We start from the raw sequence: 19740 nt of genomic DNA, 5'->3' as shown, positions 1-19740 counted from the left end.
TTCACCCTTTCGCCGTGGCAGGTCAGGTGCGGGTCCAGTGCTGGTTGCCGCTGTTCCAGCACGAGTAGAGCTGGATCAGCGTGCCGTTGGCGGTTCCGGCGGCGGCGGCGTCGAGGCAGAGGCCGGACTGGACGCCGACGACGGATCCGTCGGAGTTGAGGCGCCACTTCTGGTTGTCGCCGCCCCAGCAGCTGTAGATCTGCACCTTGGCGCCGTTGCCGGTACCGGCGGCGTCCAGGCACTTGTCGCCGTAGACCCTGAGCTCACCCGCGGCGGTGTAGGTCCACTGCTGGTTGGTGCGGTTGTTGCAGTCCCACAGCTGGACCTGGGTGCCGTCGGCGGTGGCGGCGCCGGGCACGTCCAGGCAGCGGCCCGAGGCGACGCCCTTGATCTGGCCGGAGCCGGGGGAGGGGGTCGGAGTGGGGTTGGGGTTGGGGGAGACGGAGTTGAGTGCGTTGAGGACGGAGGAGTAGGCGGGCTTCTTGCTGCCGTCGCCGTTGAACAGCAGCGGCGTGTGCTCGGCTCGCCAGGAGTCGGTGTCGCGGACACCCCAGACGGTGATGCCGAGGCAGCGCGGGACGGCCAGGCAGTCGTTGGTCACGTTGGCGTAGGTCGTGCCCGAGGCGCCCTGGATGTCGAGTTCGGTGACGGCCACGTCGACGCCGAGGGCGGCGAAGCTCTGCAGGGTGGTGCGGAAGTTGCTGTTGTACGGACTGTCGTTGTTGAAGTGGGACTGGAAGCCGACGCAGTCGATGGGCACGCCGCGCTGCTTGAAGTCCTTGACCATGGCGTACATGGCCTGGGTCTTGGCCCAGGTCCAGTTCTCGACGTTGTAGTCGTTGTAGCAGAGCTTGGCGGCCGGGTCGGCGGCGCGTGCGGTACGGAAGGCGACCTCGATCCAGTCGTTGCCGCTGCGCTGCAGGTTGGAGTCGCGCCGGGCTCCGGAACTGCCGTCGGCGAAGGCCTCGTTCACGACGTCCCACTGGGCGATCTTGCCCTTGTAGTGGGCCATCACGCCGTTGATGTGGTTGGTCATGGCCTGGCGCAGCGCGCTGCCGCTGAGGTTCTGCATCCAGCCGGGCTGCTGGGAGTGCCAGGCCAGCGTGTGGCCCCGTACCTGCTTGCCGTTCTGCACCGCCCAGTTGTAGACGCGGTCGCCGGCGGTGAAGTTGAACTGGCCCTGCTGGGGCTCGGTGGCGTCGATCTTCATCTCGTTCTCGGGTGTCACCGAGTTGAACTCGCGGCTCGCGATCGTCGTGTACGCCGAGTCGTTGAGCCTGCCCGACGCGATGGCGGTGCCGAAGTAGCGGCCGCTCTGCGCCGCCGCGCTGCCGAGCGTGCTCTCGGCGGCGTGTGAGGCCGGCGGGGCCACCAGCACGGTGGCGGAGCCGAGGACGCCGACGATCAGCGCCGCGCCCAGGCCGCCGATTTTCCGGCGGACGGTGGACGGGGGAATGGTGTGTGAACGCATGAATGGACCTCCAGGACGGAAATCACGGATGGAAGAGAGCGCGGCGGAAGGATTCCGCGGGGGCGATGTCCGCGTCCGTCGAAATGGGGCGCGGATCATCAGGGCGCAGTGATTCGAGGCCGGTGCCGCGACACGCGGGTGAAGGGGCGGCGGCGCCTCGGGATTCAGTCTGGAAACAGGTCAGGACCATGTCAAGTGTTTCGAAGGGTTTTCGAGAAGGTGACCTGTGGGGTCCTTTCTGGCGATCCGCTGAGCAAATTCTGGAGCGCGACGACGAAGCGGCCCCTGTCGAAATTGTTTCGACAGGGGCCGCTTGTCTCAAAAGGAGTTCTCGACGAGGAGCGCAATTTGCGGTTCGCCGATGTCACGCGCCCCCGGGCTGGTGCGGATACGTGACGTCGAACCACGTGAAATGGGCTTGGTTCGTGGACGGGCGGCCGTGGGAGGTGGCGTAGAGGCCGAGCTGGACGCTGGTGAACAGCGGCGTGAGGAAGGTGGCTTCGACGGTGGCCAGGTCCTGCCAGGCACCGTCGGGTGCCGCGTGGGCGAAGGTGTGGCTGAAACCCCGGACGCGGACCCCCAGGCGAACGGGCCCCGGGGGTACGGGAACGCCCGCCAGGACCTCGGGCCCGTGACGGAGGACGAGCCCTTCCTCGGTGCGAAGGAAGAGGAGGTGGGTGTCATCGTCGACGACTACGGCGAGGCCGGCCTGCTCGCCCGGTGCTGCGGGAGTGAAGCGCAGCTCGGTGGACACGTCGCAGTCGGGCTGTTCCTGCGGGCGGACCAGGAGGGACGGGACGGTGCGTTCGCCGAGGCGTTCGGGACGGAGCTGGAGGCGGAGCCCGTCGCCGGTGGTCCAGAACGGCGCGCGTGGGGTGCGCAGGGTGCTCCAGTCGGTGGAGAGGGCGGCGAAGTCGTCGTGGAGACGGCGGCGGGGGCTCGTGTGCTCGACAGGGGAGAAGACCGGCCAACCGTCGCTCCAGGTGACCCCGCTGAGGAAGGTCTCGCGTCCGATGGCGGAGCCCGGGCGGACGCCCAGGAGGACGGCCCGCCAGTCGCCGTACGGGGTCCGCACGAGGTCGGCGTGCCCGGTGCAGGTGACGGGGCCCTTCTGGGCGGGAGGCAGAACCGGATTGCCGGGGGAGCTCTCGTACGGGCCGGTCACGTGGTTGGCGCGGGCGGCCACCACGCTGTGGTCCACATCGGTGCCGCCCTCCGCGGTGAGCAGGAGATAGGTACCGTCGATCCGGTAGAGGTGCGGGGCCTCCGACCAGCGTGCGCCCGGCCGGCTTCCCGACCACAGGACGTACTCGGGTCCCGTGAGCCGCCGTTCGCGGGGAAGGTACTCACGCGTCCAGATCTCGGTGCGGCCGGCGGCCTCGTCCAGGACGCGGGCGGCGGTGAACCAGGCCCGGCCGTCACCGTCCGGCCCGTCGTCGAAGAACAGCGACGGGTCGAAGCCCTCCCCTTCCAGCCAGTACGGTTCCGACCACGGCCCGGCCGGGTCGGCCGCCGTGACGACGAAATGGCCGGGACCGTCCATCAGCGTGCAGACGAGATGGAAGAGCCCGTCATGGTGCCGGATCGTCGGCGCGAACAGGCCGCGTGAGGGCTCGCACCCGTCGAGGTCGAGCTGGGAGGGCCGGTCCAGCGCGGAGCCGAGACGTCGCCAGTTCACGAGATCGCGGCTGTGGAACAGGGGAAGCCCCGGGAACCACTCGAAGCTGGACGTCACCAGGTAGTAGTCCGCCCCTACCCGGCAGACGGACGGGTCGGGCCGGAACCCGGGGAGCACGGGATCACCGAACGACGTGGTCATGGCACCGGAACCACTTCGACCGGCACGGACAGTATCCGGTCGGCCGCCGGGTGACGTACGGGGCCGTGCAGGGTGAAGGACCCCTGGAGCGGCAGATCGCCGCTGGACCGTCCGACGGCCACGCCGATCTCTCCGGGCTCCACTCTCCTGCGCAGGTCGATCCCGGTGAAGGAGGTCCGGTCGGCATGGACGGAGAAGGTGATCCGGGCGGCCGCGCCCGGCCGCAGCTCGACCCTGCCGAATCCGGCGAGCCAGCGTCTCGGCCGGACGACGGACGCCTCGGGGTCCGACAGGTAGAGCTGGACCACCTCCGTCCCGGTGACCTCACCGACGTTGCGCACGGTGACCGCGACCGACACGGACCCGTCCGTCGCGGCGGCGGGATCGACCGCGAGATCCGAGTAGGCGAAGCTGGTCCAGCTCAGCCCGTGTCCGAACGGGAACAGCGGCGTCGGGTCCACCGAACTCCAGTCGGTGCGGCCGCCCAAGGTGGAGTGCAGATAGGTGCCGGGCTGACCGCCGACCTGGCGGGGGAGGGAGACGGGGAGCCGCCCGCCCGGTTCCGCGGCCCCGCTGATGATCCGGGCCAGCGCCGTCCCGCCCTCCTCGCCGGGGAAGAAGGCCTGGACGACGGCCGCCGCCCGGTCGGCGAGCGAACCGAGCGCGTACGGCCGTCCGGAGACGAGGACCAGGACGGTCGGCACCCCGGAGTCGAGGACCTCGGCGGCGAGCGCGGCCTGGTCGCCCGGCAGGTCGAGGGTCTCGGCGTCGCAGCCCTCGCCCGAGGTGCCCCGGCCGAACATGCCGGCCCGGTCGCCGAGTACCAGCACGTTCACCTCCGGGTCCTCCGCGGTGACCGTGAACCCGGCGGCGGCGAGCGCTTCGCCGAGCGTCGGGATCTCCACCCCGGGATCGCCGGGGAGCGCGACGTGGTTCGGGAAGGAGTAGCAGCCGAGGAAGGCGTGCGGATCGTCCGCGTACGGCCCGGTGACCGCGACCCGGCACGGCCTCAGCGGCAGGATGCCGTCGTTGGCGAGCAGCACCGTGGACCGCTCGGCCAGGATCCTGGCCAGCGCCCGGTTCTCCGGCGGGTCGAGGTCGATCGGCTCGGGCTTGACGGGTTCCCAGTCGGGGTCGAGCAGGCCGAGCTCGGCCTTCTGCAGCAGCACCCGCTCCACGGCCCGGTCGACGAGCGCCTCGGACAGATCTCCCGACCGGACGAGTGCGGTCAGCGGCTCGCCGTAACAGCGGGCCGTGGGCAGTTCGACGTCGATTCCGGCGGTCAGCGCCAGCGCGCCGGCCGCGCCCCGCGATCCGGCGACACCGTGCCGGGACTCCAGGAAGGAGACCGAGTAGTAGTCGGCGACGACGGTGCCGTCGAAGCCGAGCTCGTCCCTGAGGAGTCCGGTGAGGAGCCGCTCGTCGGCGGCGACGGGGACGCCGTCCACGTCGGTGTAACTGTTCATCACCGACCTGGCACCGCCCTCGCGCAGCGCCCGGACGAAGGGCTCGACCAGCACGTCGGCGAACTCGCGCGGCCCCACGGCGACCGGGGCCATGTTCCGGCCGCCGCGCGAGGACGAGTACCCGGCGAAGTGCTTGAGCGTCGCCACGACCCCTGCGCCCTCCAGACCCCGGACGTACGCGGTGCCGATCGCGCCGACGAGATACGGGTCCTCGCCCATGCACTCCTCGGTACGGCCCCACCGGTAGTCGCGGACCACGTCGAGCACCGGAGCGAGCCCCTGGTGGACGCCGACCCGCCGCATCCCGTCGCCGATGGCGGCGGCCATCCGCCGCACGAGCGCGGGATCGAAGGACGCGCCCCAGGCGAGCGGCCCGGGGAAGACCGTGGCCCCGAGCGTCATGAACCCGGTCAGACACTCCTCGTGCGCGAGGGCCGGAATGCCGAACCGGCCGGCCTCCGTCACCTGCGTCTGGAGCGCGGCGAGCCGCTCCATGCCGGCCTCCGCGACGATCGGCGCCGTCCCGAACACCCGGGTGAGCTGGCCGAGACCCTGCCCGATGATGTCGTCGAGGCCGGGCGCCGGTTCGCCGGAATCGTCCTCCATCGGCGCCACCGGTGCTCCCGGATCGGACGGCAGGGCCCAGAAGCCGGCGAGTTGACCCGCCTTCTCCTCCAGCGACATCCGACTCAGCAGATCGGCGACTCGGACGGCAGCGGGCAGGAGGGGGTCACGCCAAGGCTCGGTCACGGAGGTACTCCTAAGAACGGGGTGGGGCGGTGGAGACGCGGACCTTGAGTTCGGTCGACAGCTCCATCCGGGGGCTGACCAGGGGCTGGTCCTCCAGAAGCTGGAAGAGCGTGCGAGCCGCGAGCCGGCCCATCTCCTCCAGCGGCTGACGCACCGTCGTCAGCGGCGGTGACAGCCAGTCGCACATCGGCAGGTCGTCGAAACCGACCACGCTGAGGTCCCGCGGGATGCTCAGCCCGGCCTGCCGAGCGGCCTCGTAGACGCCCATCGCCTGCTGGTCGCTGCCCGCGAAGATGGCCGTGGGCGGCTCGGGGAGGGCGAGCAGCTCGCGCGCGCACCGGAATCCGCCCTCGTGCTGGAAGTCGCCGAACCGGATGAGGTCGCGGTCGAACTCGATCCCGGCCCGCTCCAGGGCCGCCCGGTAGCCGTCGATGCGGGCCTGGCTACAGAGCATCTCCTTGCGCCCGCCGATCGCGGCGATCCGGCGATGCCCCAGCTCAAGCAGGTGTTCGGTGGCGGCGAGTCCGCCGGCCCAGTTGGTCGCGCCGATACTCGGCACACCGTTGTCCGGCAGGTCGATCGGGTCGATGACGACCAGTGCCACCCCGCCCCGCTCGACCTGGGCGCGCTGCGCCGCGGTGACGGAGGCGGTGACGAGGATGACGCCGTCGCTGTGGTGCCGGACCGGCACCGCGGACCAGCTCGACGGCGTGGCCTCGCCCGGCGGGACGAGCGACACGACGGTGCCGATGCCCCGGCCGGCGCACTCGGCCTCGACGCCGCGGAGGATCTCCACCGCCCAGGCACTGTCCAGGCCGCCGATGATCAGGTCGACGAGGCCCGATCTGCGCGTCCTGTTCTGCCGGCCGGGCTGGAGGTAGTTGTGGGATCGCAGCAGAGCCTCGATCCGTCGGCGCGTCGAGGGCGCGACGTCGGAGCGGCCGTTGATCACCTTGGAGACGGTGGCCTGTGAGACCCCCGCCTCGGCGGCGATCACCGCCAGAGTCGCCCGCTGCTCGCTCAACTTCTCTCCTCTTCGACGCCGTCGGTCGGTGTGACGACAGGTTTCGCAAACTTTCGAAGAGTTTCTTGGCGGCATGACGGCTTGTCAAGACCCATGTTGCAGCGGGGTTTCCGAGATAAATCGGTGAGAAGTCTTGACCGTGGTGTCCGTCGTTCCTAGTTTATGGCACCACGTAATTCGAGGTGTTTCGAAAAGTTTTCGAGCGCATCCCCTCACGGAGGTCCCATGGCCAGCACCACCCCGAGCCGACGCAGCTTCCTGACGCTCGCCGGCATGACCGCACTGTCCGTGTCCATGACGGCGGCCTGTGGGTCCGGCGGATCGGGCGGTGGGGCGGCGGCCGACGGCAAGGTGACGTTCGACTGGTGGAACATCGCCACGACGGAGCCGGGCAAGTCCCTCTTCCCGGAGATCTCCACGGCGTTCACGAAGGCCCACCCGAAGATCGCGATCAACACGACCTCGCTGGAGAACGAGGCGTTCAAGTCGAAGCTGACCGCCACCACCTCCTCGGGCAAGCTCCCCGACGTCTACCAGACCTGGGGCGGCGGCGTGCTCCAGCAGCAGGTCGACGCCGGCCTCGTCGAGGACCTCACCGACCTGATCGACTGGTCGGACAACCTCACGCCGGTCTCGCTCCAGGCGTACCAGATCGACGGACGGACCTACGGAATCCCGTACGACGTCGGCATGGTCGGCTTCTGGTACAACAAGAAGCTCTTCGCCATGGCGGGGATCACCGCTCCGCCCGCCACCTGGGCCGAGTTCCTCGGCGCCGTCAAGAAGCTCAAGGCCGCGGGCGTCACCCCGATCGCGCTCGCGGGCAAGGAGAAGTGGCCGGGCCACTACTACTGGGCCTACCTCGCGATGCGCGTCGCCGGCCTTCCCGCCCTCCAGAAGGCCGCGACCTCCAAGGACTTCACCGACCCCGGCTTCGTCAAGGCGGGTGCTCACCTCAAGGAGCTCGTCGACCTCCAGCCGTTCCAGCCGGGCTTCCTCGGCGCCGGCTACGCCACCCCGGGCGGCCAGGCCGCGTCCATGGGCAACGGCAAGGCCGCCATGGAGCTGATGGGCCAGTGGGGTCCGTCGGTGCAGAAGGACGCGGGCGCCGACCTCGGAGCGGACCTGGGCTTCTTCCCCTTCCCGACGGTCGACGGCGGTGTGGGACAGGCGAGCGAGGTGTTCGGCGGCGGCAGCGGCTTCGCGCTGCGCAAGGGCGCTCCGAAGGAGGCGCTGGACTTCCTGAAGTTCTTCGTCCTCGACAACGAGTCCAAGCTCCTCGCCTCCAACGGCTACCTGCCCGTGGTCAAGGGTGCGGAGAGCCAGCTGACCGACGCCAACAAGAAGGTGGTGGCCGAGGCCCTCGTCAAGGCGACGGGCTTCCAGCTCTTCCTCGACCAGGCCTACCCGCCGTCGGTCGGCCAGGAGGTCAACGACAGCGTCGCCGACCTCATAGCGGGCAAGAAGACGCCCGAGCAGGTCACGGCCGCGATCACCGAGGCTGCGAAGAGTGCCTAGCTCCGTGACCACCCTGACCAAGGAACGGACGGAGGTGTCCGTGGCGGCACCCCCGTCACTCCCGGACCGTTCGCGGCGGGGCCGCCTGGGAGCCTGGGTGTCGGTCGCCTGGTTCCTCGTCCCCGCCCTGGTCCTCTTCCTCGTCTTCGTCCTCGCCCCGATCGTCGTCGCCGTCTGGACCGGCTTCTTCAAATGGGGCGGCATCGGCCCCATGGACGACTTCGTCGGCTTCGGGAACTACACCAAGCTCTTCGGCGACCAGGTCTTCCTCGGCGACCTGGGGCGCGGGCTGTACCTGATCCTCATGTCGGTCCTGGTGCAGCTGCCGTTCGCCCTGTTCACCGCGGTCCTGCTCAACCAGAAGCTCCGCGGCCGGGCCGTGTACCGGATGCTGTTCTTCGCGCCGTACATCCTCTCCGAGGTCGTCACGGCGGTCCTCTTCACGATGATCTTCCTGCCCGGCGCGGGCATGGCCGACCACCTTGCCGGCTTCTTCGGCCTGGAGGGCCTCCAGGGCAAGTGGCTCGCCGATCCCTCGACGGTCATGCCGACCCTGTTCGTCGTCATGATCTGGAAGTACTTCGGCTTCCACATGATGCTGTTCCTCGCCGGGCTGCAGAGCATCCCGTCCGAGATCCTCGAAGCCGCCTCCATCGACGGAGCCGGTCCCTGGCAGCGCTTCCGGCACATCACGCTGCCGCTGCTCGGACCGACGATCCGGATCAGCGTGTTCCTGTCGATCATCGGGTCCATCCAGCTCTTCGACCTCGTCTGGGTCATGACCGCCGGCGGGCCCAACCACTCCTCCGAGACGATGGCCATCGCGATGTTCCAGTTCGGGTTCAAGCGGTACCAGGTCGGCTACGCCAGCGCGATCAGCGTCGTGCTGTTCATGATCAGTCTCGTCTTCTCCCTCTTCTACCAGCGGTACGTGCTCCGCCGTGACCTCAGCGGCGCCGTCACCTCGGGAGGTGGCCGATGAACGGCCGCAGGACGGTGCGCGGCCTCTCGCTGCACGCCGTGGTCTGGCTGATCGCCGCGTTCGTCGTCGTACCGCTGATCTACGCGGTCATCTCCGGTTTCAAGAGCACGGCGGAACTGACGAACAACCCGTTCGGACTTCCGGAGCACTGGAAGATCGGCAATTACACCGGAATTCTCGGCGACGGCATGTTCTGGCGGCAGATCGCCAACAGCGCGGGCATCGCGATCGGCACGACGGTCTGCACCGTGGTGGCCTCCGCGATGGCTGCCTTCGTCCTGGCCCGATACGCCTTCCGTGGGCGGGAGTTGTTCTATACGCTCTTCACGATCGGGCTGATGTTCCCGTTCGCGGTGGCCGTTCTGCCGCTCTTCCTCATGCTGCGGACCTTCGGTCTGCTCGACAATCCGCTCGGAGTGATTCTTCCGCAGGCGGCTTTCGGGCTCCCGATGACGATCGTGATCCTGCGCGGTTTCTTCCGGACCATCCCGGCGGAGATCGAGGAGGCCGCCACCATGGACGGGTGCGGCAAGTTCCGCTTCTTCTGGCAGATCCTGCTGCCGATGGCGCGCCCCGCGCTCGGCACGGTCTCCGTGCTCGCGGTCGTCGCGAGCTGGAACAACTTCTTCCTGCCGCTGCTGGTGTTCAGCGACCCGAAGTGGCAGACGATCCCGGTCGGTGTCCAGCAGTTCCAGGGCCAGTACTCGACCGACTTCGCGCTCGTCCTCGCGTACATCGTGCTCGCCATGGTCCCCGCCCTCGCCTTCTACGCCGTCGCGGAACGGCAGCTGATCGGCGGCCTCACCGCCGGCGCCACCAAGGGCTGATTCGTCCCGCGTGACCTCCACCCCCGAGGAGCCTCTGTGAAACGCCTGACCGCCCTGACAGCCGTCATAATGTTAGCGCTAACATCACAGGTCGCCGCCGCTGACCCCGCGCCGCCCGCCGCCGACCCCGCGCCGCCCGCTGTCGCCGATCCCGCCCGTCCCGCCATCGATTTCCGGGCCGCACTCCAGCCCATCGACGGGTTCGGCTTCTCCATGGCCTTCCAGCGCGCCGACCTGCTGCACGGCGCGCGCGGCCTCAGCCCTGCCAAGCAGCGCGAGGTGCTCGACCTGCTGCTCAGCAAGGACAAGGGCGCGGGCCTTTCGATCCTGCGCCTGGGCGTCGGATCGTCGACCGACCGGGTCTACGACCACATGCCGACGATCCTGCCGACCGATCCCGGCGGGCCGGACGCCACGCCGAAGTACGTCTGGGACGGCTGGGACGGCGGCCAGGTCTGGCTCGCCAAGGAGGCCAAGGCGTACGGCGTCAAGAGGTTCTACGCCGACGCCTGGAGCGCCCCGGCCTTCATGAAGACCAACGGCAGCGAGAACAACGGCGGCGAGCTCCTGCCCGCATGGCGCCAGGCCTACGCGAACTACCTCGTCCAGTACGCCAAGTTCTACCAGCGGGAAGGCATCAGGATCACCGACCTGGGGTTCACCAACGAACCCGACTGGACGGCGTCCTACGCCTCGATGCGCTTCACCCCGCAGCAGGCCGTCGACTTCCTCAAGGTGCTCGGGCCGACCGTCCGCGCGTCCGGCCTGAAGACGGAACTGGTCTGCTGCGACGCCGCGGGCTGGGACCGGCAGGTCGCCTACACCCAGGCCATCGAGGCGGACCCCGCGGCCGACAAGGCCGTGCGGACCGTCACCGGCCACCGCTACAGCGGTCCGACCTCGGTCCCGCAGCCGACCGACAAGCACGTGTGGATGTCGGAGTGGTCGCCGGACGGCTCCACCTGGAACGAGAACTGGGACGACGGCAGCGGCTACGACGGTCTCGCCGTCGCGGCCGACATCCAGAACACCCTGACCGTCGGCAACGCCAACGCCTACGTCTACTGGACCGGCGCGTCCCTCGGCGCGACCCGGGGGCTCATCCGGCTCGCCAACCCCGGTGACGACTACCGGGTGTCCAAGCGGTACTGGGCACTGGCCGCCTTCAGCCGGTTCATCCGCCCCGGCGCCGTCCGCGTTCCGGTCACGGACGCCGACCCGGCACTGCGGATCACGGCCTTCCGCAACACCGACGGCAGCCGCGTGATCGAGATCCTCAACACCGCGACCACCGAAACCTCCGCCGGCTTCACCCTTCGCGGCGGGCACGACCGGCACCCCGACGCCTACGTCACCGACGAGACCCGCTCGATCACCCCGGCCGACGTCGTCTCCACGCACGGTACGACCCTCACGGCCACGCTCGCCCCGCGCGCGCTGACCACGATCGTCCTCGACTGAACCGCCCCGCACCCGAGGAGTCACGCATGTCCATGCCCAAGGTCACGTCCAAGCCCAGGTCCCTGTCCCGGCACCTGATCGCCCTGTCCGCGGCCGTCTGCGTCGCCGCCGGCCTCGCCGCGACCCCCGCCACCGCCGAACCCCGCCCCCGCACGCTCGGCGAGCTGGCCAAGAAGCACCACAAGTACTTCGGCTCGGCGACCGACAACCCCGAGTTCACCGACGCCGCCTACCTGAAGCTCCTCGGCAGCGAGTTCGGGCAGACCACCCCCGGCAACGCCATGAAGTGGTACGCCACCGAACCCGAACCGGGCGTCTTCGACTTCACCGCAGGCGACGAGGTCATGGCCTTCGCCGAGGACCACCACCAGAAGGTCCGCGGCCACACGCTCGTTTGGCACAGCCAGCTCCCCGCCTGGCTCACCGAGCGCACCTGGACCGCCGAGGAGCTGCGCCCCGTCCTCAAGAACCACATCCAGACAGTGGCACGGCACTACAAGGGGCGGGTCATCCACTGGGACGTCGTCAACGAGGCCTTCAACGAGGACGGCACCTACCGCGAGTCGGTCTTCTACAAGACGCTCGGCCCCGGCTACATCGCCGACGCCCTCCGCTGGGCCCACGAGGCCGACCCGCACGCCAAGCTCTACCTCAACGACTACAACGTCGACGGCATCAACGCCAAGAGCGACGCCTACTACGAGCTCATCAAGCAGCTGAAGGCCGACGGCGTCCCGATCGAGGGCTTCGGCCTCCAGGGCCACCTGGCGCTCCAGTACGGCTACCCCGCCGGCGTCAAGGAGAACATCCAGCGCTTCGCCGACCTCGGGGTCGACGTCGCGGTCACCGAGCTCGACATCCGGATGGAACTCCCCGCGACCCCGGAGAAGCTCGCCACCCAGGCCACTTGGTACGCCGACTACGTCAAGGCCTGTCTGGACGTCAAGAGGTGCGTCGGCGTCACCATCTGGGACTACACGGACAAGTACTCGTGGATCCCCGGGGTCTTCCCGAAGGAGGGCGCCGCGCTGCCCTACGACGAGAACCTTCGGCCCAAGCCCGCCTACCACGCCATCAGGAAGGTGCTGGGCGGATGATCAGGACGGCGATCGTCGGGACGGGCGGGATCGCGGGCATCTGCCACGTCCCCGCCCTCCGGGCCCAGTCGCACCGGGCCGAGGTCGTGGCCGCCGTCGACGTGGACGCCGTGCGCGTGGAGGCCTTCGCGGCGGAGCACGGCATCGCCGCCGTCCACACCGACCTGCACACGATGCTCCGGGAGGAGCGCCCGGACGTCGTGCACCTGTGCACGCCTCCCTTCCTCCACGCCGAACAGGCCGTGGCCTGCCTGAACGCGGGGGCGTGGGTCTGGTGCGAGAAGCCGGTGGCGCTGTCGCTGGCCGAGCTCGACCGGATCCGCGCCGCCGAGGGCACGGCAGCCGCGGGCGCGGTGTTCCAGCACCGGTACGGCTCCGGCGCCCGGTACCTGCGCGAGCTGATCGCCGCCGGGACCCTGGGCCGCCCGCTGGTCGCCCAGTGCGTCACGACCTGGTACCGCGACGACGCCTACTACGACGTCCCGTGGCGGGGCACCTGGCGGAGCGAGGGCGGCGGCCCGACGCTCGGCCACGGCATCCATCAGATGGACCTGATGCTGTCGGTGCTCGGGCCGTGGGCCGAGGTACGCGCCATGGCGGGGCGCCTCGACCGCGACGTCGAGACGGAGGACGTCTCCACGGCCCTGGTCCGTTTCGAGAACGGAGCCCTCGCCACCGTCGTCAACAGCGTCCTCTCGCCACGTGAGGAGAGCCACCTGCGGTTCGACCTCACCGACGCCACGGTCGAACTGCGGCACCTCTACGGCTACTCGAACGCGGACTGGACGTTCACCGGCAGGAACCCCGGGGTGAAGTGGGAGCCGCCGGACGACCTGCCCAGCTCGCACACCGCCCAGCTCGCGGAGTTCCTGGACGGGTACGAGGCCGGGATCCGCCCCGACCTCGGCAGGCCCACCATGGAACTGGTCACCGCCCTGTACAAGGCCGCGATCACCGGCCGGCCGGTCGTGCGCGGCGAGATCGACGCGAGCGACCCGTTCTACGGCGCGCTCCACGGAGGACGCCCGGAGGTGTTCCGATGACGCTCGAACTCCAGCGGGACGAGGACGCGTTGACCGTACGGGCGCGGGGCACCGAGCTCTTACGGTACGTGCACCGACCGGTCATGGACCCCTTCGAGGCGCCGAAACCCTATCTGCATCCGGTACGCACGCTCGCCGGAGACGTGGTCACCGGATACCGACCGCACGACCACCGCTGGCACAAGGGCGTCCAGTTCACCGCGTCATGGGTGTCGGGAGAGAACTTCTGGGGCGGCGGCACCTACCTGCGCGGCCAGGGCTACGTCGACCTGCCGAACCTCGGCACGATGCACAGCCTCGCCGTATCCGCCGAGACGGATCACGACCGCGTCGTCGTCACCGAGGACCTCGCCTGGCACACGGCGGCGGGGGAGCACTGGATCGGCGAACGCCGCACCCTGACGGTGTGCGACGTCGAGGCCGACTCCTGGATCCTGGAGGTCACCACGGCGCTCACCAACGTCCACGACGCCGAGCTCGTGTTCGGCAGCCCCGGCACCCAGGGCAGGGAACTCGCCGGATACTCCGGCCTGTTCTGGCGCGGTCCGCGCGCCTTCACCGGCGGCGACGTGATCGGCCCCGGCATGGGCGAGCAGGGTGACTGGCTGGCCTTCGTCGGCGCGCACGACGAGGTCGACCGCTCCTCCACCCTGCTGTTCCTGGACGACCCGGACAACCCCTGCCGGTGGTTCGTCCGCAGCGAGCCCATTCCCGCCGTCAATCCGTCCCTGGCGTTCGACAAGGAGGTACCGCTCGCCCCGGGCGACACCCTGGCGCGCCGCTACCGGATCGTCGTGGCCGACGGCGCGTGGGACCTCGCGCGCCTGAACCGGTACGTCGAGGAGCACCCGTGGTGACACTGCTCCCTGGCGGTGTGGGACTCTCCGATCTCACCGTGTATGAGTGGGAGGGCGCCGACGGGCTGTGCGGCGGCACCCCCCACATGCACCTCGTCTGTTCCGAGGCGTACGTCGTGATCGGCGGGGCGGGCAGCGTCCAGACCCTCACCACCTCCGGTTTCGCCGACACGCCGCTGCGCCCCGGCGACGTCGTCGGGTTCACGCCGGGAACGATCCACCGTCTCGTCAACGCCGGAGACCTGCGTCTCGTGGTCCTCATGCAGAACAGCGGCCTGCCCGAGGCCGGCGACGCCGTCTTCACCTTCCCCGCCCCCATGCTGGCCGATCTCGACGCCTACCGGAGGGCGGCCGTCCTCACCGGCGACCACGCCGCGGCGGCGCGCCGCCGCCGCGACCTCGCGCTCGAAGGCTTCCTGGCCCTGCGCCGCGACGGAGGACTGCGGGAGTTCCACGCCGCGGCCCACCGGCTGAAAAGCGCACTCCTGGACGCGTGGGACGTCCGCTGGCGCGACGGCGCGCTGGCGGCGGCCCACGAAACCGGCCGTCAGCTGGAGCGGCTGAAGGCCGGAGACCTCTCCCACCTCGACCAGGGCGCGGTGTCGCGGCTGGACCGCCCGAAGGCTCCGCTCTTCGGCATGTGCGGCCGTCTCCACCCCTACACCGCCCCCGCAGACCTCCACCGCCCTCCCCTGAAGGAGCGACTCCGATGACACGTCGTCATCCACCCCTGATCCTCAGCCTCGTCCTCGCGGTCCTGGCGTCCCTGCTGCTCGGTGCCACTCTCGTCACCGCCCCGCCCGCCGCCGCGGCGACCGTCGACACCAACGCCTGGTACGTGCTGGTCAACCGCAACAGCGGCAAGGCCCTGGACGTCTACAACCTGGCGACCGGCGACGGTGCCCGCATCACCCAGTGGACCAGGAACGACCAGAACCAGCAGCAGTGGCAGTTCGTCGCCTCCGGCGACGGCTACTACCGCGTCAAGTCCCGCCACTCCGGCAAGGTCCTGGACGTCCAGAACAGTTCCACCGCCAACGGCGGCCCGATCGTCCAGTGGACCGACCTGAACGCCACCAACCAGCAGTGGCGGCTGGCCGACAGCGCGGACGGCCACGTGAGGCTCATCGCCCGCCACAGCAACAAGGCCCTCGAAGTGCAGGGCGCCTCCACCGCCGACGGCGCGAACATCGTCCAGTACGACGACTGGGGCGGCGCCAACCAGCAGTGGCAGCTCGTCAAGGTCGCCGGCGGCACCTCCGGCTCCTGTGCCCTTCCCTCGACGTACCGTTGGTCGTCGACGGGCGCGCTGGCCCAGCCCAAGGCGGGATGGGCCTCGCTCAAGGACTTCACCGTCGCCCCCTACAACGGCAAGCACCTCGTCTACGCGACGACGCACGGCGCCGCGGGGACGGGCGTGGGCTGGGGCTCGATGAACTTCACCCCGTTCACCGACTGGTCGCAGATGGCCTCGACCGGCCAGAACGGCATGTCGAATTCTGTCGTCGCGCCCACGCTCTTCTACTTCGCGCCGAAGAACATCTGGGTGCTCGCCTACCAGTGGGGCAGGACCGCCTTCTCCTACCGGACATCGACCGACCCCACCAACCCGAACGGCTGGTCGGCGGAGCAGGAGCTCTTCTCCGGAAGCATCGCCGGCTCGGGAACGGGCCCCATCGACCAGACGCTCATCGGCGACGGGACGAACATGTACCTGTTCTTCGCCGGTGACAACGGCAAGATCTACCGGGCCAGCATGCCGATCGGGAACTTCCCCGGCAGCTTCGGCTCGTCGTACACGACGATCATGAGCGACACCGAGAAGAACCTCTTCGAGGCGCCCCAGGTCTACAAGGTCAAGGACCAGAACCAGTACCTCATGATCGTCGAGGCTCGGGCCGCGAACGAGCAGCGCTACTTCCGCTCGTTCACCGCCACCAGCCTGAACGGCTCATGGACGCCCCAGGCCGCGACCGAGAGCAACCCCTTCGCCGCCAAGGCCAACAGCGGCGCCACCTGGACCAACGACATCAGCCACGGCGAACTGATCCGCACCAGCGCCGACCAGACCTTCACGGTCGATCCCTGCAACCTCCGATTCCTCTACCAGGGACGCGACCCGAACTCCGGCGGCGACTACGGTCAGTGGCCCTACCGGCCGGGTCTGCTGACGCTGCAGCGCTGACGACGTCACACCGGTGCGGAGACGGCGTGGAGGGCTCGGCGGACGGCCGGGCCCTCCACGGCCACGACGCCGAACCCTACGAGCCCCGCGGCCGCGACGAGCAGCCGACGCCCCGTCGGCCGGTCCGGCTGACGGGGCCGTTCCGCATTCTTCCGCGACCGCGGCCTCAGTGGTGGAGATGGGCGCCGATCTTGAGGAACGCCTGGACGAGGGGGACCTGGGGGACCGCGGGAGAGATGATCTGGGAGGCGTAGTGGACGACCACCAGGTCGAGCGCGGGGGAGACGAAGAGGCGCTGGCCGTGGATCCCGCTGGCCATGAACGATCCGTACGGATCGTCGGGGATCCACCAGAGGTCGTGGTACGAGAGGGTGGCCGGCGCGTCGGGGGGTGCGGCGGGGAAGCGGACGCGGCGGGCGAAGCCGTCCGGGACGCCGGAGGCGATGGTGGAGGCGACGGCCTCGGGGACGATCTGACGGTCGCCGATCGCGCTGGGGACGCTGACGACACTCGCGTCGGAGGTCACCGCGCCGGCCACGCCTTCGGCGGCGCGCTGGAGGCGTCCCGGCGTCGGTCGAAGCCTGCCGATCCGCCCAGGAGACCCTGTTGCCGCAGGTGTAGGCGCTCGCGCCCGCATCGCTCACATCGTCCGACGCGTCGTGCGATTGTCCTGCCCATGTGTACGGGAACGTGGCGGACCCGTCGGCCTCGGTCGGCCTTCACCCGGGGTGAGCGGTGTGCCGTGTGCGCCGCGATGTCACGGCACGGGCGTACAGCAGGTGGGCGACGGCCTCGGCGGCGAGGAGCAGGACGACCGTCCGGGGCGTGAGGTACGGGGCGGCGGCGATGACGGCGATCGGGATGCCGATGCCCGGCAGCGCCCATGGGGCGACGCTGCCGACGGCTCGACCGTAGCGCAGCGCGATGGCGGCGTGCGCGGCGTGGTAGAGGGCGAGGCCGCCGGCGAGCGCCAGGACCGCGCCGTGGGAGAGGTGTGCGTGCCCGGCGGCGGTCTCCTCGATGGCTGTGGCGAGTCCGGCGGCCATGCAGATCACCGCGCCGGTGACGAAGAAGTGCAGGAATCCGGCGACGTCCACGGCGAGGGAGGCCGCCCGTCGGGGTTCGGTGGCGGCGAGCACTTGTTCCGCCGAGACGGTGGCGAAGTCGAAGTAGGACCACCACAGGGCTGCCAGCAGCAGGAACCCGAGCAGTGCCGTCACGCCGGCGGCCGCGGTCCAGTGCTGGTCGGTGGAGGTGATCAGTGCGAGGACCGACTCTCCCAGGACGATGATCACGACCAGTCCGACCCGCTCGACGAGGTGCCCGGCGTGCAGCCGGCCCGGCAGGCCCAGGCCGCGACCGCTGAGCAGCAGCACGATCTCGACGGCCAGCAGCACCGCCCACATGATGTAGCGCGTCGGGGCGGGCGTCGCGGTGCTCGCCGCCCATCCCGCGGCTGACGCGAGGCAGTAGGTGAGCGGGCGCCACCTCGGTACCCGGTAGGCACCGGGATCGCCGGGGTGCGTGGTCGGCCACCACAGTCCGAGCAGCACCAGCCGTGTTCCGGCGTAGCCCAGCGCGTACGCCGGCGCCCGGCCCCCGTCGGCCTCGGGTACGGCGGTGGCCATGACCGCGAGGCTGAGCATGGCGGTGAGCATCAGCAGCCGCCGGCGTGCGCTGTCGTCGGGGAAGAGATTGGCCGCCATGGTCAGGTTGACCCAGGCCCACCAGGGCGGGAAGTACAGCCCAAGGAACACGGCGAAGTCCCGCGCGTTCGGGTCGCCGTGCAGTGTGTGCGACAGCTGCGCGACCACTGCCACGAACACCAGGTCGAAGAACAGCTCCAGCCATCCCGCGTGGCGTTCACCATCGCTGGTCGCCGACGGTGCTTCGCGTGGTTCGGTCATAGCGCCCCAGCGTGGCGTCCAGCCACCGCCGACGCACGCACATCAGCCCGGACAACGCCCGTTTCTACCCGTCCGAGCTCGCACCCTCGGTTCCCTCCCCCCGGCCCTTCCCCACCTGCGGGCGGCGAAGGGCCGCCCGGTGGCCATCGGCAGCGTCGGCGGGGCGGTCGGACGTCGTTCGACTCGCTCGGTCTAGAAGGCCGAGTGGGCGAACCAGTGGGCGAGCAGGGCCGGGTCGCCCGCCAGCTGGAAGGCGTTGCTCTCGCGGTCGAGACGACCGTAGAGGAGCAGGAGCAGGTCCGCTGCCGTTCCCCGGACCGTGGCGTCCGCGGTGCGGGGATCGGTGTGGTCGGTCACCAGTCCGAAGCCGTCGGGGCGCAGTCCGATCAGCCAGTCGTCGTCGCCATCCGTACAGCTGAAGCGGATGGTCCGCCCGGGGCCGCGCAGTTCGGCGGTCAGCGGCGCGAAGAAGGACGCGAACGGCAGGTTGGTGAGGAACTCGTCGATGCCGTCCACCGCCAGATCGCGGTCGATGTGCGGTGCGAGCCCGAGCGCGAGTTCGGCGTCGGCCCGGTGGACGAGGGTCTCGAAGAGCATGCGACGGACCCAGAACCGGGCGTGCTGGTCCAGTCCCCACGCCCACATGGGTGCGTCCAGGTCGGTGGCGGCGAACACCTCGGCGGCCTCCGCGCCGCTCTCGGCCAACCAGTCCGGATAGCCGGCGGGCTGCTCGGGCAGGCGCAGGTCCACATCACGGCTCGTCGGCGGCTGCTGGATGCGCCGGCGCAGCAGCTCGGTGAACCAGCGGTGCACGTGGCCGGTGTGCCGCGTGAGGTCGGCCAGGGTCCAGCCCGGGCAGGACGGCACCGGGGTGGAGGGGTCGGTCGTACTGACCGTGGCGACGAATCTGGCGGTCTCGGCCGCGACGGCCGCGCCGTGCTGGGCGGGGTTCATACCTGATGTCCTTCTTCGGCGGCCCTGTCCGGGCATCCCGGGACCAGGAGGGCGGCGGAACAGTTTAAGAGGATGGATAATTTATATCCTCAAGTAATTGTGAAGATAGTCCCCGCCGGCCGAGGATGTCAATCGATCTTGCTCGCCTTGCATGCGGCCGGTGCGGTACCCGCCGAAGGGGCTGGGCTTCTTCCGGAGGTGCGAAAGGGAGCCTGACCTGGGCTTCCGCCCGGCAGGCACCCTGAGGCCGCGCCGATCGACGCAAGAGGTCTTCCGCGCTGCGGCGTCGGGGTCGCTGCCGCCGTGGGCCGGAAGGGAAGGATGCGTTCGCGCCGGGGCCGGCCGGGGCCGTCGTCCTGACCCGGCACGGCGCGGAGGC

16 protein-coding genes are annotated in these 19740 nt (G+C 70.0%); 9 read left to right on the top strand and 7 right to left on the bottom strand.

Annotated features, from left to right (window positions below; genetic code table 11):
* Positions 1 to 22: 22 nt before the first annotated feature.
* From BLW86_RS03535 to BLW86_RS03520, 4 genes are all read right to left on the bottom strand, one after another.
* Positions 23 to 1471 carry an endo-1,4-beta-xylanase gene (locus tag BLW86_RS03535; RefSeq protein ID WP_093872641.1) on the bottom strand — a complete coding sequence of 483 codons (1449 nt, stop codon included), beginning with the start codon at positions 1469 to 1471 and terminating at the stop codon, positions 23 to 25.
* Between the two features lie 364 nt (positions 1472 to 1835).
* Positions 1836 to 3290, bottom strand: coding sequence for a glycoside hydrolase family 43 protein (locus BLW86_RS03530; protein WP_093872640.1), 1455 nt, complete (start codon positions 3288 to 3290; stop codon positions 1836 to 1838).
* On the bottom strand, positions 3287 to 5506 hold the full coding sequence (locus BLW86_RS03525; protein WP_093872639.1) for a beta-glucosidase: 2220 nt from the start codon (positions 5504 to 5506) through the stop codon (positions 3287 to 3289). Before BLW86_RS03525 ends, BLW86_RS03530 begins: the two co-directional genes overlap by 4 nt.
* 10 nt (positions 5507 to 5516) lie before the next feature.
* A complete protein-coding gene (locus BLW86_RS03520) occupies positions 5517 to 6530 on the bottom strand; it encodes a LacI family DNA-binding transcriptional regulator (RefSeq protein WP_093872638.1) in 1014 nt (337 codons plus the stop codon).
* Positions 6531 to 6755: 225 nt separating this feature from the next.
* On the opposite strand from BLW86_RS03520, the gene BLW86_RS03515 reads away from it, so the two are divergent.
* The 9 genes from BLW86_RS03515 (at position 6756) to BLW86_RS03475 (ending at position 16500) form a co-directional block, all read left to right on the top strand.
* The gene (locus BLW86_RS03515) at positions 6756 to 8048 is read left to right on the top strand and encodes an extracellular solute-binding protein (RefSeq protein ID WP_256341189.1); all 1293 of its coding nucleotides are present in this window, start codon (positions 6756 to 6758) and stop codon (positions 8046 to 8048) included.
* A gap of 4 nt (positions 8049 to 8052) precedes the next feature.
* Positions 8053 to 9030: a carbohydrate ABC transporter permease gene (locus BLW86_RS03510; RefSeq protein WP_093872637.1), complete on the top strand. Its 978-nt coding sequence runs from the start codon at positions 8053 to 8055 to the stop codon at positions 9028 to 9030.
* Entirely contained in the window at positions 9027 to 9857 is an 831-nt protein-coding gene (locus tag BLW86_RS03505) for a carbohydrate ABC transporter permease (RefSeq protein ID WP_093872636.1), read from the top strand. Before BLW86_RS03510 ends, BLW86_RS03505 begins: the two co-directional genes overlap by 4 nt.
* Before the next feature lie 69 nt (positions 9858 to 9926).
* The gene (locus tag BLW86_RS03500; RefSeq protein ID WP_177181540.1) at positions 9927 to 11318 is read left to right on the top strand and encodes a glycoside hydrolase family 30 protein; all 1392 of its coding nucleotides are present in this window, start codon (positions 9927 to 9929) and stop codon (positions 11316 to 11318) included.
* A gap of 32 nt (positions 11319 to 11350) precedes the next feature.
* On the top strand, positions 11351 to 12415 hold the full coding sequence (locus BLW86_RS03495; RefSeq protein WP_093878479.1) for an endo-1,4-beta-xylanase: 1065 nt from the start codon (positions 11351 to 11353) through the stop codon (positions 12413 to 12415).
* Positions 12412 to 13458, top strand: coding sequence for a Gfo/Idh/MocA family protein (locus BLW86_RS03490; protein WP_093872634.1), 1047 nt, complete (start codon positions 12412 to 12414; stop codon positions 13456 to 13458). The genes BLW86_RS03495 and BLW86_RS03490 overlap by 4 nt, the downstream gene beginning before the upstream one ends.
* Positions 13455 to 14315, top strand: a complete 861-nt coding sequence (locus BLW86_RS03485; RefSeq protein WP_093872633.1) for a DUF6807 domain-containing protein — start codon at positions 13455 to 13457, stop codon at positions 14313 to 14315. Before BLW86_RS03490 ends, BLW86_RS03485 begins: the two co-directional genes overlap by 4 nt.
* Positions 14312 to 15028, top strand: coding sequence for a cupin domain-containing protein (locus tag BLW86_RS03480; protein WP_256341188.1), 717 nt, complete (start codon positions 14312 to 14314; stop codon positions 15026 to 15028). Before BLW86_RS03485 ends, BLW86_RS03480 begins: the two co-directional genes overlap by 4 nt.
* Positions 15025 to 16500, top strand: a complete 1476-nt coding sequence (locus BLW86_RS03475; protein ID WP_093872632.1) for a non-reducing end alpha-L-arabinofuranosidase family hydrolase — start codon at positions 15025 to 15027, stop codon at positions 16498 to 16500. The genes BLW86_RS03480 and BLW86_RS03475 overlap by 4 nt, the downstream gene beginning before the upstream one ends.
* A gap of 166 nt (positions 16501 to 16666) precedes the next feature.
* On the opposite strand, the gene BLW86_RS03470 is transcribed toward BLW86_RS03475, so the two are convergent.
* The 3 genes from BLW86_RS03470 to BLW86_RS03460 all read right to left on the bottom strand — a co-directional run bounded on the left by BLW86_RS03470 (position 16667) and on the right by BLW86_RS03460 (position 19361).
* Complete coding sequence (locus BLW86_RS03470) at positions 16667 to 17026, bottom strand: hypothetical protein (RefSeq protein WP_256341187.1); 360 nt, start codon at positions 17024 to 17026, stop codon at positions 16667 to 16669.
* 193 nt (positions 17027 to 17219) lie between these two features.
* Positions 17220 to 18407: a low temperature requirement protein A gene (locus tag BLW86_RS03465; RefSeq protein ID WP_093872631.1), complete on the bottom strand. Its 1188-nt coding sequence runs from the start codon at positions 18405 to 18407 to the stop codon at positions 17220 to 17222.
* 192 nt (positions 18408 to 18599) lie between these two features.
* A complete protein-coding gene (locus BLW86_RS03460) occupies positions 18600 to 19361 on the bottom strand; it encodes a maleylpyruvate isomerase family mycothiol-dependent enzyme (protein WP_093872630.1) in 762 nt (253 codons plus the stop codon).
* Positions 19362 to 19740 lie beyond the last annotated feature (379 nt).

Origin of the sequence: Streptomyces sp. TLI_105 (genome assembly GCF_900105415.1) — a bacterium.
Taxonomy (GTDB): domain Bacteria; phylum Actinomycetota; class Actinomycetes; order Streptomycetales; family Streptomycetaceae; genus Streptomyces.
This window is presented reverse-complemented; position numbering and strand designations above follow the sequence as displayed.

Bases quoted from the DNA above. Each gene is read 5' to 3' on its own strand.
- BLW86_RS03485 (WP_093872633.1), top strand. From the start codon at position 13,455: ATGACGCTCGAACTCCAGCGGGACGAGGACGCGTTGACCGTACGGGCG.
- BLW86_RS03500 (WP_177181540.1), top strand. From the start codon at position 9,927: ATGTTAGCGCTAACATCACAGGTCGCCGCCGCTGACCCCGCGCCGCCC.
- BLW86_RS03475 (WP_093872632.1), top strand. From the start codon at position 15,025: ATGACACGTCGTCATCCACCCCTGATCCTCAGCCTCGTCCTCGCGGTC.
- BLW86_RS03530 (WP_093872640.1), bottom strand. From the start codon at position 3,290: ATGACCACGTCGTTCGGTGATCCCGTGCTCCCCGGGTTCCGGCCCGAC.
- BLW86_RS03465 (WP_093872631.1), bottom strand. From the start codon at position 18,407: ATGACCGAACCACGCGAAGCACCGTCGGCGACCAGCGATGGTGAACGC.
- BLW86_RS03505 (WP_093872636.1), top strand. From the start codon at position 9,027: ATGAACGGCCGCAGGACGGTGCGCGGCCTCTCGCTGCACGCCGTGGTC.
- BLW86_RS03495 (WP_093878479.1), top strand. From the start codon at position 11,351: ATGCCCAAGGTCACGTCCAAGCCCAGGTCCCTGTCCCGGCACCTGATC.
- BLW86_RS03515 (WP_256341189.1), top strand. From the start codon at position 6,756: ATGGCCAGCACCACCCCGAGCCGACGCAGCTTCCTGACGCTCGCCGGC.
- BLW86_RS03490 (WP_093872634.1), top strand. From the start codon at position 12,412: ATGATCAGGACGGCGATCGTCGGGACGGGCGGGATCGCGGGCATCTGC.
- BLW86_RS03535 (WP_093872641.1), bottom strand. From the start codon at position 1,471: ATGCGTTCACACACCATTCCCCCGTCCACCGTCCGCCGGAAAATCGGC.
- BLW86_RS03460 (WP_093872630.1), bottom strand. From the start codon at position 19,361: ATGAACCCCGCCCAGCACGGCGCGGCCGTCGCGGCCGAGACCGCCAGA.